The sequence below is a fragment of the Longimicrobiales bacterium genome, from assembly GCA_028823235.1.
GTDB lineage: Bacteria > Gemmatimonadota > Gemmatimonadetes > Longimicrobiales > Gaopeijiaceae > UBA2589.
Map to the genome: position 1 here is coordinate 174,583 of JAPKBW010000006.1, position 14,732 is coordinate 189,314.

Sequence of the window (14,732 nt, forward strand, 5' to 3'; positions counted from 1 at the left end):
CAGGGTGGCCCGGCGCTTTTTCTTACCTACCCGTCAGGGTCAGCCCGCCCATCGCTAGAAACTAGATCCCGAGCGAACTGCTCCAGTACGTCGGCACAGGTGCGGATCTCGTCGACCGCGACCCATTCGTCCTTCGTGTGAGCCTGCTCGATACTCCCAGGGCCATAGCAGACCGCCGGGACCCCAGCCTCGTTCAGGAACGCTGCGTCGACCCAGGCGGTCATACCCTCTACCACAGGAGGTACGCCTAGCGACGATCCCGCCGACAGCAGGCCCTGCACCAGGCCGCTGCTGGTCGGTACTTCTGTTCCAGGCCTCACCAGTGTCATCTCGAGAGCAGCGTTCAGGTCGGGCTCCGTGGACCGAAGCTCACCCAATACCTCTTCGAACTCCGCGATGACCTGAGCGGGATTCTCCCTGGGCATGGTCCGCCGCTCGAGCAGCAGAGAACATCGGTCCGGGTACACGGACTCCGCGGAACCACCCGATATAGTGCCGGCGTGGAGCGAGCCGTAGTGCAGTAACGGGTGCGCAACTCGCGAACGAAGTCGGTCAGACAGCCCATCGAGCGCGGCTAGATAAAGCGCCGCATGGCGGATCGCGTCGATACCAACGTCCGGCCGGGAGCCGTGAGCCGCTCGACCGTGAAACGTCGCTTCGATCCAGGCGAACCCCTTATGTGCGGGCATGACCTTCAGACTCGTGGGCTCGCAAATGACGGCCATGTCGGCGGCGTGTGACCCACTTGCGACCAGATCGGCCATTCCGATGCTCGCGTGCTCCTCGTCCGCCGTGAGCGCAATAACAAGATTCGGACGCGGGCCACCGGAAGCGAGGCGACATCCCGCCGCCATTAAGGCCGCGACCCCACCCTTCATATCGCACGATCCTCGGCCCATCAGTCGCCCTTCCTCGATCGTTGCACCAAACGGATCGATCGACATCCCGTCGACGCCGACGGTGTCGAGATGCCCATTCAACAACAGCGTGGGCCCTGAGCCTTCAAGGCGCGCCACCACATTGGGACGACCCGGCCCTACTTCATCGACGTGAACCGTGAACCCCCAAGCCTCCAAAAGCTCCGCTGTTACAGCGGCCATACCCGCCTCACCCGCGCCACCCAGAGCCAGCATCGGGTTCACTGATGGGGTTGAAACAAGGAGCTGAGCTAACCCGACAGGGTCGCCAACTCGAGCTGTCTCAACGTACAGGTTTAGATTTATGTCCATATAAGACCGTCGCCAACTCGAGCGAAACCTTGTGGGCGTCTCGATTGTACAGATATAGGGAGACGGTGACGAGATCATCGTCTTTCATGGGAACACCACTTCAAAGGAACCGTCATGAAGAACTTCGCGATTGGCCTGCTTGGTGCGGCCGCGCTCGCGACGACGATTCTCCTGGTGCGACTGGCGAAAGAAGTGGAGCTGAGCACCGTCCGCCTCGTTCCGGCGGGCGAAACTCAGCCCACCACACTTTCACTAGAACGCATCAGGGAGCTAGGCCTATAGCGCAAATCGTCGTCTGAGTGGTAAAAAAAGAGCGGCGGGGGCATCGGCCCCTCGCCGCTCTTTTTTATAACTCTGGCCGACGGCCAATCCTGAGCTATCCGAAGTGCTCTCGGTTCTTATCGACGTAACTCGTCCATTCAGCGGGAACGTCTGTATCAGGAAAGATGGCCTGCACCGGGCATTCGGGCTCACAGGCGCCGCAATCGATGCATTCATCGGGATGGATATAGAACTGATCCTCGGCCTCGTAGATACAATCTACGGGGCAGACCTCGACGCAGCTGGCGTCTTTGGTCTCAATGCAAGGCTGGGTAATGATGTAGGTCATGGCTGCCTGAAATCCATGGAGTGGTACGGCGCCAAGAAGCTTTAACCAAGCTGTAGCCAAGGTCAAGCATAAGCCGCATCGAGTAGCTGTCATTCTCCGGCACCTGTGCAAATCCCGTCGCGTCGCCGTATGCTAGACTAAGGGCTGATACCGTCGCCTGACTGCGCGTGGAAAGATGACTGAAGCCTTGAGAATCCGCCTGATGATTGTAGCCGCCCTGCTTGTATGGGCGCCTCCGGGGATGAGTGCGCAGTCCGGAATCGTTTTCGGAACAGTGTACGACTCGATCGCGAATGAGCCACTTCCCGATGCCGCCGTCTTCCTCTGGGAAACGCCGTACTCTGCGGAGACTGACAGTCAGGGACGGTTCCGCATCGAGGACGTGCCGGCCGGAGACTACAGTATCCTTTTTTTCCATACGCGGTTGGGTGAGCGCGGCATCTCGACCGGTTCCCGAGCCATCTCTGTCCAAGCGGGCGTTGACCAGCAAATAGACCTCGGCATGCCTTCCCTTGCGACCCTTGTTCGAAGCCAGTGCCTTATGGAGAGTCGGTCCGAGGGCGCTGGGGCGCTCGCCGGAAAAGTGACCGATAGTGAGTCGGCGCTCGCACTCGGGGGTGCCCGCGTCACGCTGTCATGGCACGAAGAGAGCCTCACGGTTCCAAGGAGGCTAGAGGCAGTGACCGATCAGGCTGGTTGGTATCGTAGCTGCGCTGTGCCCGTTGGGATCCCCATTCTGCTCTCGGTCGACTTCTATGGTCGTCAGGGACGCCGCCGGGAAGTCACGGTCGGAGCGAGTGGGTATCTCGAGGCCAACGCAGAGCTTTTCGCGAGTCGCCCGGTTGAGGTCTCAGGAAGGCTGCTCGACAGGGATTCAGGAGCGCCCGTAGAGGGTGCCGATACCTGGCTCCGGGGCACTAGGTTTCGCATGCTCACGTGGCCCAACGGTGAGTTCTCGTTCGACGACGTGCCCACCGGCACATACATGCTGATGACCGACCATCTGGCGTACGGCACCAAGATGGACACTCTCTTCGTTCCGAACGGGACCGACCTCCGCATAGAAATGATTCTGGATAACCGGCCGATCGAGATCGCCCCGCTTACCGTCGTCACGAGCGCACCGCCCGTCGCGATCGCCCAGCGCAGAGGCGGCATCGTGATCACCAGTGACGCGATCGACAAGGTCCGACAGCGCTCGAGAGACGCATCCGACATCATTCGATCCCTGAACATCCCCGGGATCCTGGTTCGACACCTTACCGGCGGAACCATCTGCGTCGGCTATAGCACCGGACAAGTGATGATGAATCGGGCCGGCTGCGTGGGGATGCTGATCTTCATCAATGATGTGCGGGCGACCGACGCGAACATGGCGCTCAGACTGCCCCCGGATGCGATCGAGCGCATGGTGGTGTACAAGCCGGTGGACGCCGGGACTCTCTTTGGCCTCGGCGCCGCCAACGGCGTCTGGATGATCTACACGCGAGGCAACTGACCCGCAGCGTTCCCCCGGTCAGCACCCTGCCGATCTAGATCCGCTTCACGAACGTCCGACTCCAATGCGCGTAGCGGACCGCCAGCTTCCGATGTGTCCGTTGGGCGAACGGTAACCAGGCAGAAGTGACCTCGGCGTGCGTGTCAGCCCAGGTATCAATCAGATCCGGGCGCATGTGCAGATGCCGGAGGTGATCAAGCCGTTCTGCGAGTACCGCCAAGGCGCTGCCTGGGCCGAGTGCAACTAGGCGCTCGACTAGTCGCTCATCACCTGGCCGTGGTATCGCAGTTAACACGCTCACTGACACCTCGCCACCAAGAGCGTCCGCGATCTGCGTGGCAGCAGGCCTCAGTTTCAAGTCTGTGGACTCGTGGAGCAGACCAAGAATAACTACTGATACGTTGACGGATACTACATCTTGAAGCAGGATAAGCGCCGTTCGTCCTGGGTGCAGATAGGCGGGATGATGGTCGTCTGCCAGAAGCCCGACACGGGCCTGCATCGCCAGGTCATGAACTCGACGGACGGCTTCCACATCCATAGCCGAAAGATCCACCGACCGAGCCGCCTTGCCCACCGATGCGACCATCTGACGTGCCCGCTCAGACATGAGGCTACGGCTTTTCCCACTCGACATCACCGCAACCAGCTCGGTGGTTCTCGAGACGCCCAAGCGTAAACAAAAGGTCGGAGAGTCGATTCAGATACGTCAAGACTTCGGCGCGCACGACATCCGATTCTGCGAGCGTGACCGCCCTTCGCTCAGCTCGTCTGCAGACCGTGCGCGCCACGTGGAGAGCCGCCGCCCCCGTGGTACCACCAGGGAGTACGAACGCCCGGAGCTCCGGAAGCTCCGCATCGGCCTCGTCCATCCACGCTTCCATCTCGGCCGCGCGGGCCACCGGAAGTCGCGGGGGTTCGGGTCGAACCCGGCCCTTCCGGGCTGGAGGCGTCGCGAGGTCCGATCCCAGCGTGAATAGATCATGCTGCAGGAGCTGCAGTCGATCTCGAATCACTTCATCGCTGACCTGGCATACGGCCCACCCGATCGCCGCATTCAACTCATCTACGGTCCCGTAGGCCTCAACCCGTGCGTGATCCTTCCGCACCCGTCCACCGCCAAAGAGCGCAGTTTCGCCATCGTCGCCCGTCCGTGTATAGATCTTCACGCGCGGACGTCAGCGCAGCTTCGTGAGTTTGCGAATGCTCTGAGCCTTTTCCAAAAGGGAGATGGTTTTGTCGGTCTTGTCGGCCTCCGCGGGCATCAGGAGATCCCTGATGTCGAGGAGTACTTCGAGCTGTAGCTGGTCCCGCTGATACTCCCTGTCAAGAGTCGCCATTTGCTCGGAGTTGCTCGCCGTATCGGCTGCGGTGAATGCCTCGCGATACACCTTTTCTAGGCTCTGAAGCACCCGCTCTCGATTTCGCATACATACCTACCCCTTGTTACACCGCGACGAGATGTCGTACCCCGGGACCGGATTCATAGTAGCCACAGACAGCCCCCCGAAGCTCGTCGAGTCTGTCGGCGAAATAATGACCGGTACCCGGAATGCGCACCAGCGTAATGTGGCTGCCGAGAGGAGCCATCGCAGCGGCCACTTGCTCACCCGACCCGAACTCATCGTTCTCTCCCTGTACGACAAGCACCGGTTTTCCTGCATGGGCCAGGTAGTCGAAATCGTACCGGACATCGAGGTCGACCGGGAGCCCCATACCCAGCAAAGCCACGACCCGTGGGTCATCGGCTCCAACAGTGAGCCCGACCATTGATCCGAAGGAAAAGCCACCCATAACCAAGGGCAAATGGGGATACTCCTTCTCCAGCCAGTCGAGCGCAGCAACGGAGTCCTCCTGCTCACCGATTCCCTCGTCATGGCTACCCGTGCTGGTCCCGACCCCGCGGAAGTTGAATCGAAGGGTTATCAAACCAGCATCATTGAAACCCTGAGCGGCACGATACACCGCCTTCGTATGCATCGTCCCGCCATGCAAAGGGTGTGGATGACACACTACGGCCGCGCCCCGAGGGGAACCGGGCGGGACCTTCACGATCGCTTCAAGGTGGCCGTGTGCGACGGGGACTCTCACGGGAGGCACCTGCCTGTTAAGTCGGAAAACCCCGTCGGACGCCGACTTACAGCTATGCCCCACGGAGGAGAGGGAGTTATGTTCAACCCGCGGTCGTGACCGGTCAAGCCACAAGGAGCATTACGATGCACGCCTCCGATGTCACACCAGAGGTCATCGAGCGGGTCAGGCAGTTGTACTGGCACTCCGATGAGAGCGTCAACAAAATCGCGGATGCCTTGGACCTCTCTAAGGGCGCCCTCTATGCGGCGATTCCCCACCTTCCCAGCGGTCTAGGTTGCCCGCTTTGCGGCGATCAGGTCAGCTATCCGAATCGCACGGCTAGAGATCAGGAACAGCTGGATTGTCTGACATGTGATTGGGACGGAAATCCCTATGAGACCTTAAGTTACAAGGCAACACCCGATGAAGTCGATGCCGAGCGCGAGCAGGAAAAACACCCGCCTGTGCCAGCCGCGCAACCAGCCACGGCCGTTGAGGGGGGCCATGAGCCCTCCGGCGTCCACGCGCTTTCTGAATTTCCTCCACCGTTTATCGCTCCGCGGATGAGCACGATCGCAACAGGCGCTCTCGTGGGTGGGGCACTCGGCCTTGTGTTGGTGCTTTGGGCACGACGCCGGTGATACGGGCAGTCACAGAATCCGAGGCTACTCACCGATCGTAGGGACCGTGGTCGTCATGGACGGAGCAGAGAAAAGTGAGAACTGGAAGGTGGCACTTTGACTACTGAGGGATATCCCTCGGATCCGGCTGGGACCGGGAATTCGAGCGGGCTGCCATGTGATATCGCGTCTCGGTTTGCGGATCGTCTCGAGATCACCGCTCCGATCAAGCACAATCCGAAGCTGCAGGCCGTGCTCGACATCGTGAATGCCGATGACGATCTCTACGGGCTCTGGATTGCGGCTAATGTGAACGCAGTGGAGCGGCTCAATATGACCGATCACGGGCCGGTTCATGTCAAGCTTGTCATGAACATGGCTCTGCGCCTGCTCAGACTTCTCATGGATTCGGGAGTGGAGTCGGGTGTCAGCCGGAATTACGGCATGTCGACGCAGGACGCTGAGGTAGTGGTGGCACTGGCGGCGCTGCTGCATGATGTGGGCATCTCGATTCATCGTGCGGATCACGAGTCGTTTTCACTTTTCGTCGCCCAGGGCAAGCTTCAAGAAATCTTACCCGCGGTCTATGACGCCCGTGAGAGCACGATCATTCGGGCAGAGATCCTCCACGCGATCATTGCCCATCGTTCTGGTGGAAGTCCGCTTACGCTGGAGGCCGGTGTGGTGCGCATTGCCGACGCCCTCGACATGGCAAAGGGGCGCTCCCGAATCCCCTTTGAAGCCGGGTCGCTCTCGATCCATTCGGTATCCGCCGCAGCGGTTGAATCCGTGAGCATCGAGAAGGGCGAAGAACTCCCCGTCCGGGTGACTGTGGAGTTGTCGAACTCCGCCGGGCTCTTTCAGCTCGATCAGCTTTTGCGCAACAAGATGGAGGGTAGCGGTCTGGAGAGCCGGATCGAGATTCAGGCGAAGCTGGGTGAAGAAGAGAAGAGATTGCTTACAGACTTCCGGCTTTAGGAGCGACTGGTGGACGTCACTATTTCCTTTCCTCTGGCTTTTCTCGCTGGCATCGTCTCGTTTCTTTCTCCCTGTATTCTTCCGGTTGTCCCGAGTTATCTGGCCTTCGTATCAGGCCTCACGTTCAGCGAACTCAAGGACCAGCCGACGCGGGAAATCCGCCGAACCGCTGTGCTCAATTCCGTGCTGTTCGTAATCGGATTCAGCGTGGTCTTCATGACCATGGGTCTGGCGGTCACCTCGGTCGGAGTAGCGATCTCCTCGGTCCTGCCCTGGGTGAGTCGGATTGGTGGTGCAGTAATGCTTCTTTTTGGACTCCACCTTGCTGGGTTGCTGCGCATCCCTGTCATGATGCGGGAAATGCGACCCGGTTGGATGTCGCGGCCAACAGGTGCAGTCGGTGCGTTCATCGTTGGGATCGCATTTGGAGCGGGGTGGACACCCTGCATTGGCCCCATCCTCGGTTCGATTCTACTCTATGCTAGCCTTGAGGGGACTATGATTCAGGGCACGTTTTTGCTCGGGACCTATGCTTTGGGCTTGGGTATACCGTTCGTCGTGTCGGCCGCAGCGTTGAATTGGTTCCTCGCCGGGAGCAAACGCGCTAGAACGTGGATCCTTCCGCTACAGAAGGTCGCGGGAACCGTGCTTATCTTGATTGGTCTTCTCATGGTAAGTGGCCGTTTTACCACCATGACTGCTTTTTTGGCCGGAATGGGCCAACTCATCAACTTGGATTTATAACATGAGGCTCACTTCTTTCCCGGTTCTGCTCCTCGCTGCTGGACTGGTGATTTCCGGTTGTTCTGAAGAGGCTGGTAAGGACGGCACCAGCGATCTCAGCAGAAGCATGCTGTCGGAGCCGCCCGGTGACGGCCTTTCGACACCCATCGCGAGCGCACCCACCAGCGGGCCGGGCGAAGAGCCCTTGGTCCAGGTGACTTCTCTCGGGATCAATCGAGGATCGCTCGAGGCGCCGGTAAAAGTGGTCGAGATGTCCGACTATGGGTGCGGATATTGCCGGCAGTTTCATCAGGAGACCTTTCCCACCCTCCTTACGGAATTCATCGACAGCGGGATGGTCGAGTGGAAATTCGTACCCTACATAACTGGGATGTTTGGGAACTCACTCCCTGCGACATCGGCGGCCGAGTGCACCTATGTCCAGCAGGAAGCCGCATTTGAGCGGCTAAACTCCCGACTCTGGAACGAGCAGAGTGTCTGGAAGGGCTCCGACGAGCCAGCTGAAGTGATCCGGCCTTGGGTCGAGGAACTTGGTATCGACATGGTGGTTTTCGATGCCTGTATTCAGGGGGACGAGCGGCTTGATCGGATAGCATCAGCTACCACCCTCGCTCGCCAACTCGGGGTTCGGGGCACTCCAACGTTCGTGGTCCTTGGGTATGGGCCACTCCAGGGTGCGCTTCCATTGGAGACCTTCCAAGATCTCTTGGCTGCAGTCCACACCGATCTCACGGGAACCCCAGGTATTCCTGAATAGGGAGGGCTTACTTGATTAGGTCCAAGGGTCGGCCCCCACAGGCTCCTAGTTAAAACCGCCTTGTGGTTCAATTGGCCGGGGTCGGTCCCATTCACTGTATTGTCTTGAACCAGAGGTGCGGTTCTAGTTTACCCACACCGACGGAGCGCCGCCTCGCACGGCTTGGAGACAACCGACAAAAAGCTTAACGCCGGTTATATGAGTTTCAATGGTTGCGCAATCAGGCGACATAGTAAGTCAGGCAAGCCTGGGGTATGTGCCCCAAGGTGAAAACGGAGCCAAATGGTCGAGCGCCTCACGGCGTGCCGGGGGTCGAGAACTCTGAGCAGCAAGCGGATGTCGTTCGCGGCGGCGAAAACCCCGTGCCCCCAATCGTACCTGCGGGCGGGGCTCGGGCATTACTTCGGCCGAGGGTTGATCTGAGTCGGCACTATTTGAGGAGCGGCTGGAGTCGGAGCAGCACCACTTCTCGCGCTAGCTACTGAGTCCTCCGCAATAACCGCGACCGAGGACGCTAGCTGCCGTTGGCCCGCCGGCCGAGGTAGGGCACCGCCTCTATCCTGCCCCTTCATACCCTCTCTTTCGGGGAGACACAGGGAGGATATCCCGTACATGACCGATTGCGGGCGGACAGTACCGCTTGCATATCCCTTGTGTGCAGGGGATCATCTTCAGCCGATTTCTCCCAACACCACTGCTTGGCTACAACGACGCTCATGCCCATCTCAACTCTGACCTGCAAGCCAGCCGCACCCACCCGCACGGTCGCCGTGGTGTTCATGCTGTTCGGCATCCTTGGTTGCGAGGAGCCGGCGGCGGAGTGGACGCTCGGGTCGGTCCCAGTGCCAGTCGTGTTCGCTGCGGGGGTGATCTCCTCGGACGATCGGGACTACGGCATTGCCTTCACTCCGGACGGTGCGGAGGCGTACTTCACGCGCAGGTCTCGTCGCGGCCCCCCGCAGATCTACATGACAACATTCGAAGAGGGAGGGTGGACTGAGCCGGGTCTCGCGCCGTTCGCAACGGATCGTGACGAGGCGCCGTTCATCACGCCGGATGGGAGCTCACTGCTGTTCTCGTCCCGACGGGTTGCCCCCGGCACGTGGGACCGCAGCGAAAACATCTGGAGCATGGTGCGCACTCCCGCGGGGGCGTGGTCTGAACCGGAGCTTCTTCCCGGCTCTGTCAATCAACCGCGTGATGAGACCAACGAGTTCACGACCGGTAACGAGTTGGGACCGATTCTTCTCCCTGACGGATCCCTTCTCTATTCGACCCAGATGGACCCAGAGTGGGGCTCGGACCTGTACGTCGCACACCGGAACGCCGAGGGGGCCTACATCGAGGCGAGACCACTTCGCGTGAATTCCTACGGTGACGAGTCGAATCCCGCCATGTCACCAGACGGTCGCTACCTCGTGTTTCAGGGATACGGATCAGGGGACGCACGGGGAGAGCAGGACCTCTACGTCTCCGAGCGCACCGAGTACGGATGGGGCTACCCACGTCTGCTCCCGGAGCCGATCAACTCCACTCGCAGTGACGGATGGCCCAGCTTCTCCCCCAACGGACGCCATTTCTTTTTTGCCAGCGATCGCGACCGTCGCGGGGGTTACTATGACATCTACTATGTAGACGTCGTGGCTATTGAACTTGGGGTATATCAGTAGGAAGTGATCCCGTCGTAAAGATCGGACGGGTTTTCCTGAGAACCTTGGATTCTACTGAAGGCACCACGGATATTTTGTCTCGAAAGAGGAAGGCCGCCAATCCTTTCGCACGGCGGGTTCTCTGTGATTCACCTGCCGTGATCTCGGCACGAATGATGTTGAGTGTGACCGACTCCAGCCCACCCAAGTGGTAGCGAGCTAGCGGAGCAGGCCCGCTTCGTCGAGAAGCTGTCGCAGCTCCGCCACGCGAGCCGCGTTCACTCCGAAGTCTCCCCTTCCGACGCGGGACGCCGAACGAACGATCAACTCGTGGTCCGGTGCCAGCAACAGCTCCACGTCATCGACAAAACGGAAGACCTTACTACGGACTTCCACGTGCAGGTAGTGTTGGGTTTCGGTGACAATGCGGGAACGCGGAATCGCTTCGGCCGCAGCCCTTAGCTCAGACATCACGTCCCGGCGCAGGACGCTGTCTCTGATCTGCATCCGCTCCGTGCCGTCCGGATAGCCCATCCCGGTATGAACACAGTTTGGCGTGCCCGGGCAAGAGGCGAGATTTTCCGAGCGCTCCCCAAGATTGTCCGGGGGGCCACCCCAACAACTGCTCATGACCAGCATGCATGTGGCCACAATACTGAGGCGAAAAGGTGGACCAACCCAGGCACTCCGCATTGTTTCGACCCTAGCTGCGAATCAACGCGTGTAGATCGCAATCGCGCCGTTCCCAGCAACTGATCCAAACTGGAACTGTGCATCGACGGGACTCAGGATCTCGATTCGGTCGATGACGTTGGGGTCGAGAGTGCGGAGCAGCTCAGCCCCCGATAGCACCACAACATTGTTCAATGCGACCGCCGCAGGCACACAGCCTTCGCCAGCAGATCGACGTGAGACCTCGACACACAGAGTCGGAAGCATCACGCCCGTGATTTGGTCGACCTCATACACCTCACGAATTCGCAGACCAGGAGTGTTCATGCTCCGCAACAAATCCGCAGTGGCGACGACTCGCGGCAGCATAAGTTCTATTTCTTCACGTGAAATGAAGTCGGAACGCTTCGCATCTCCAGCAAGGCTGGTGCGGCCGAAGCGTGTGCGCGCAGTCACCACCAGACCCTCGACCTCAAGAGCCTCAGTGGCCATGCGCACCTCGATATCGACGGTCTCCTGCGAGAAGACCGTTACGGAATCAGTGCGCTCTTCGAAGGCCAAATGGTCTGTCGTTACCAAGTGACGCCCCGGCGGAAGATCATCTAGAACGAACCGACCCGTCAGATCTGAAAGCGTCGAACTCGGCGTTCCCATGACAGCTATGACGGCGCCCGCAACCGGATCACCCGTGATATGGTCACGCACGTAGCCGGCCAGAGTACCCTCGGACGACATCATGAGCACCAGATCTTGAACGGATGCCGTGCCCGGCTCGAGATAGACCTCCAGGCTGACGCCGGAACTCGGTCCGAAGTGCGCCTGAAGCTTCATGTCGACCTGGGGGCGCACCGAGCAAATCCGGAAGTACCCTGCGTCATCGGTACGTACTTCAACCGCCTGCAGTCCCACCACACGCCCCATCGGCTCCGCAACCACGATCGCTCGCGGCATGGGCACACCCGTGAGCGAGTCGGTCACAAAGCCGGCGATGGCGGCATACCCTGGCGCAGGCTGTTCCGCTAGGCACCAGCCAAGGAGCAGGGTCTCATTCGAGGGGATCGAGAGGGTGATGTCGACCGTTTGTCCCGATGAGAAGGTCACCTGGCGAGACTGCGGACTAACTCCGAGCTGCTGGAGTCGATCGTGAAAGAAGGACACCCAATGGGTGCCAGCCGGCACCTCCCCGACTACGAAAGTTCCGTTCGGGTCGGTGTCGCCCAGTGCAGTCGTACCCAGCACCGCGACACGAGCACCTGCAAGCGTGGACATCGACGTCGAATCGAACACGACGCCGCGCACGGTCGCGGTCCCCTGGCCCTGCACCTCTGACAGGGGGGCAAGCGCCAACGTGACCGCAAGCAGAACGAAGCTGGCAACCCGACTAGTAACTCTCTGACTTTCCGACGCTCTCATCATCCTCACACTGGACCCGTGGGCCCCTTTGTCTTTCATCCACCGCCACACCCATCTCCTCTTCATACGACAAGACACCTGGAGGATGACCGGATGCTGACGCGGGACGATCCCCCATCTACTGGGAGCTGGACACTGCGTAGCCCTATCAAGATAGGGAAGTCATGGTGCCCGGAAAGGATTTTTCTTCGACTCAGCCCCAAACGTCAAAAAAGTCGACCGATCCGGATCCGGCCCCGGCACCCTTCCGTGTCAGATATCCAGTGAGCAAAGACCGGCACTCCTCGATAATTACTTCGCGTGAAAGGCGATCTCCGACCGCGTGAAACTCAGTGTCGACCACACCCAACACAGCCCTAAGTCCCAGTCGGACAGCTTGTTGAGGATTGTCATGATCGATCTCTTCGACTTTTTGTATCAAGAGTTCACCCAGCCCCACCAGGAGTTCGGACTGAAAGTGCTCGAAGGCGCGCCCCTGAGCGCTTCCTGCCCGATCGAGCGCCTTCAGGTAAGCAGAGCGCGATCTCTGGGCATCGATAAGCAGGCCGACCGCTCCCTCGACAATCTCTGAGAGGTCGAAACCACTCCAGTCCCGCGAGGTGATCGCCTGATTCCAACGCTCGAGCGCTTCGGTCCACACACGCTCGCCCAGGTAGTCCAGTAGATCATCCTTTCCTTTGAAACGGGCATAGAAGGATCCAACGGAAGAGTCAGCCTTTGCGACGACCTTGTGGACCGTGAGGCCATCGGGACCCTCTGTCGCGAGGAGTTCGAGAGAGGCGGCGACAATACGCTCAAGGGTCCGCTGAGACCTAGACTGCTTCGGCAGGTTGATCCGTGCGGGCCTTGGTGCGTTCAGCATTTCTGTGCCATTTAGCAGAAACGAGACTAGAAGTATGGTTCCAGAATAGGTACAAGCTTGAGGCGGTGCAACGTATTGATCTTATCAGCACCAACTCACCAACCCCGTGTCGAGACGCACCGTCCTTACATGCACGGATGTGAGGCTGATTTTGCGCCGGATCCGCAACTCGGCCTCCTCTCTTGCCCCGTACCGCAACATCTCAACTGTCACCGGGGGCCGAACGCCGCCCAAGGAGGCCGCTCGTATGCCCGGATCTGGCTCATGGCTGCAGCAAAGTACAAACACACCTCCGCGGACCAGCCGGAGACCTCCGGCTGATCGCGATTCTTGCCCCGGCTGCCGACATCATGGTGGGCTCCCGTGGCACGACAGCCCGGCCACCTCGGATCTCACGGCAGTATTGCGTCCCCCCCAGCTCAATCTCGTCGTTGATTTGCGGGTGGGGAGATAGTGGTAACTCCCAAAGGGCTCCCCCAGGTATGCGGTCGCCCCAACAGCGCCCGCATCTTGAGGTTCATATTCCACTGATGGGCTCTCGTGCTGCCGCCTCTTTCAGGGCTCGTCCTCAGTCCAGCCGTGTTGCTCGACGAGCGTTCTCGGCCTGCCTTCCGAGACGTCTTCAGTCACATCGCCCAGGCCTTGAGTGATATCGCGGTCGCGGTCGCGGTCACGAAAATGAGCCTAAGCCCCTTAGACCTGGACGGCGGTGACTTGGCAGAGGTGCAGAGCCTGCGAGTTCTTGGTGCCGAGCTGAACGCACTGACCCTCGACCCGGAGGCGCGATTGATTCGAGCTGACGCTCGTCGTGCCCAATGGGCGAAGCTGTTTCGTGGCCTTCCGGAGGAAAGACAACTCGAAGTCCGCTCCGCACTCCTTGGGCTGGCCATCGGATTTCACGGTGTTCTCCAACGAGAAGGGACCACAAAGCGTCGTGACCGGCTTTCACTGGGTCGAGCGGCCATATCCTCATCGTGGCCCGGCCCTATCGCCGGTGCCCGCCCGGTTGGCTGCCCGGAGGCACGCCGAAGCCTGGAAGCAGGCGCATGGCAAGGGCCCCGCGGTCTGGAGCATTCTCTCCAAGGGCGAGCGAGGCTCACGGCCTGCAGATCGCTCACCTAGTTGACACTCATCTTCTGCGGGATCTTATTTATGCCCCACCGTGAGTATCGGTGTCTGATCCGGCGTAGCTCAGTTGGTAGAGCAGCTGACTGTTAATCAGCGGGTCACAGGTTCGAGTCCTGTCGCCGGAGTAATGAGAAAACCTAGGCCCTGCAACCTTTTCTGGGTTGTGGGGCTTTGTGTTGCCCAGCGACTGGGCAGTGCTGGGACTCACTCTGGGACTCACACGGACAAGAAAAGTGGTGGATATCACGCCCCCCCCCCGTCTTTGCCGGACGCCAGGGCCATACTGGTACAAGTCGGCAAACATCGACCGCAACGCACGTTTTCCGGTAGCCGGACCCCCAGTGGGGTACCCCCCCCTATTAGACCGCCACTGACCCAGAACCTATAAACAGTGTTCTGCGCGTCCTGAGTTGCGGGCCTGAGTGGGGCAGGGGCAGAATGAGGGCATGAAGAAAGTCCTGCTGATCGCGATCTCTACGATGGTAGGGTACACGCCATA

17 protein-coding genes and 1 tRNA gene are annotated in these 14,732 nt (G+C 59.9%); 9 read left to right on the plus strand and 9 right to left on the minus strand.

The window, feature by feature from the left end; genetic code table 11:
• Positions 1–26: 26 nt before the first annotated feature.
• Positions 27–1,229 carry an ArgE/DapE family deacylase gene (locus OSA81_05460; GenBank protein MDE0898446.1) on the minus strand — a complete coding sequence of 401 codons (1,203 nt, stop codon included), beginning with the start codon at positions 1,227–1,229 and terminating at the stop codon, positions 27–29.
• A 114-nt stretch (positions 1,230–1,343) separates the two neighbouring features.
• Between OSA81_05460 and OSA81_05465 the strand changes: the two genes are divergently transcribed.
• Entirely contained in the window at positions 1,344–1,511 is a 168-nt protein-coding gene (locus tag OSA81_05465) for a hypothetical protein (GenBank protein ID MDE0898447.1), read from the plus strand.
• Positions 1,512–1,605: 94 nt separating this feature from the next.
• On the opposite strand, the gene OSA81_05470 is transcribed toward OSA81_05465, so the two are convergent.
• A complete protein-coding gene (locus tag OSA81_05470; protein ID MDE0898448.1) occupies positions 1,606–1,839 on the minus strand; it encodes a ferredoxin family protein in 234 nt (77 codons plus the stop codon).
• 175 nt (positions 1,840–2,014) lie between these two features.
• Between OSA81_05470 and OSA81_05475 the strand changes: the two genes are divergently transcribed.
• Entirely contained in the window at positions 2,015–3,337 is a 1,323-nt protein-coding gene (locus OSA81_05475) for a carboxypeptidase regulatory-like domain-containing protein (protein MDE0898449.1), read from the plus strand.
• A gap of 34 nt (positions 3,338–3,371) precedes the next feature.
• Here the strand turns inward: OSA81_05475 and OSA81_05480 are convergent, their stop codons facing one another.
• Genes OSA81_05480 through OSA81_05495 form a run of 4 tightly spaced genes read right to left on the minus strand, consistent with a single transcriptional unit; the run spans position 3,372 to position 5,350 of the window.
• Positions 3,372–3,947, minus strand: coding sequence for a hypothetical protein (locus OSA81_05480; GenBank protein ID MDE0898450.1), 576 nt, complete (start codon positions 3,945–3,947; stop codon positions 3,372–3,374).
• A 4-nt stretch (positions 3,948–3,951) separates the two neighbouring features.
• Entirely contained in the window at positions 3,952–4,506 is a 555-nt protein-coding gene (locus tag OSA81_05485; protein MDE0898451.1) for a cob(I)yrinic acid a,c-diamide adenosyltransferase, read from the minus strand.
• A 9-nt stretch (positions 4,507–4,515) separates the two neighbouring features.
• Positions 4,516–4,749, minus strand: coding sequence for a hypothetical protein (locus OSA81_05490; GenBank protein MDE0898452.1), 234 nt, complete (start codon positions 4,747–4,749; stop codon positions 4,516–4,518).
• Positions 4,750–4,783: 34 nt separating this feature from the next.
• Positions 4,784–5,350: an alpha/beta hydrolase gene (locus OSA81_05495; GenBank protein ID MDE0898453.1), complete on the minus strand. Its 567-nt coding sequence runs from the start codon at positions 5,348–5,350 to the stop codon at positions 4,784–4,786.
• A 203-nt stretch (positions 5,351–5,553) separates the two neighbouring features.
• Between OSA81_05495 and OSA81_05500 the strand changes: the two genes are divergently transcribed.
• The 5 genes from OSA81_05500 to OSA81_05520 all read left to right on the plus strand — a co-directional run bounded on the left by OSA81_05500 (position 5,554) and on the right by OSA81_05520 (position 10,179).
• On the plus strand, positions 5,554–6,051 hold the full coding sequence (locus OSA81_05500; protein MDE0898454.1) for a hypothetical protein: 498 nt from the start codon (positions 5,554–5,556) through the stop codon (positions 6,049–6,051).
• Positions 6,052–6,147: 96 nt separating this feature from the next.
• Positions 6,148–7,008: an HD domain-containing protein gene (locus OSA81_05505; GenBank protein ID MDE0898455.1), complete on the plus strand. Its 861-nt coding sequence runs from the start codon at positions 6,148–6,150 to the stop codon at positions 7,006–7,008.
• A 9-nt stretch (positions 7,009–7,017) separates the two neighbouring features.
• Entirely contained in the window at positions 7,018–7,752 is a 735-nt protein-coding gene (locus OSA81_05510) for a hypothetical protein (protein MDE0898456.1), read from the plus strand.
• A gap of 1 nt (position 7,753) precedes the next feature.
• The gene (locus OSA81_05515) at positions 7,754–8,509 is read left to right on the plus strand and encodes a thioredoxin domain-containing protein (protein MDE0898457.1); all 756 of its coding nucleotides are present in this window, start codon (positions 7,754–7,756) and stop codon (positions 8,507–8,509) included.
• 716 nt (positions 8,510–9,225) lie between these two features.
• Complete coding sequence (locus tag OSA81_05520; GenBank protein MDE0898458.1) at positions 9,226–10,179, plus strand: hypothetical protein; 954 nt, start codon at positions 9,226–9,228, stop codon at positions 10,177–10,179.
• 198 nt (positions 10,180–10,377) lie between these two features.
• Here the strand turns inward: OSA81_05520 and OSA81_05525 are convergent, their stop codons facing one another.
• From OSA81_05525 to OSA81_05535, 3 genes are all read right to left on the minus strand, one after another.
• Positions 10,378–10,788 (minus strand): DUF1499 domain-containing protein, encoded by a 411-nt coding sequence (locus OSA81_05525; protein ID MDE0898459.1) that lies wholly within the window; start codon positions 10,786–10,788, stop codon positions 10,378–10,380.
• Between the two features lie 84 nt (positions 10,789–10,872).
• Complete coding sequence (locus OSA81_05530) at positions 10,873–12,246, minus strand: carboxypeptidase regulatory-like domain-containing protein (protein MDE0898460.1); 1,374 nt, start codon at positions 12,244–12,246, stop codon at positions 10,873–10,875.
• Between the two features lie 190 nt (positions 12,247–12,436).
• The gene (locus OSA81_05535) at positions 12,437–13,105 is read right to left on the minus strand and encodes a TetR/AcrR family transcriptional regulator (protein MDE0898461.1); all 669 of its coding nucleotides are present in this window, start codon (positions 13,103–13,105) and stop codon (positions 12,437–12,439) included.
• Positions 13,106–13,645: 540 nt separating this feature from the next.
• Here OSA81_05535 and OSA81_05540 point away from each other — a divergent pair.
• Both OSA81_05540 and OSA81_05545 read left to right on the plus strand, forming a co-directional pair.
• Positions 13,646–14,227 carry a hypothetical protein gene (locus OSA81_05540; protein ID MDE0898462.1) on the plus strand — a complete coding sequence of 194 codons (582 nt, stop codon included), beginning with the start codon at positions 13,646–13,648 and terminating at the stop codon, positions 14,225–14,227.
• A gap of 58 nt (positions 14,228–14,285) precedes the next feature.
• Positions 14,286–14,358 (plus strand) — tRNA-Asn (locus OSA81_05545).
• Positions 14,359–14,732 lie beyond the last annotated feature (374 nt).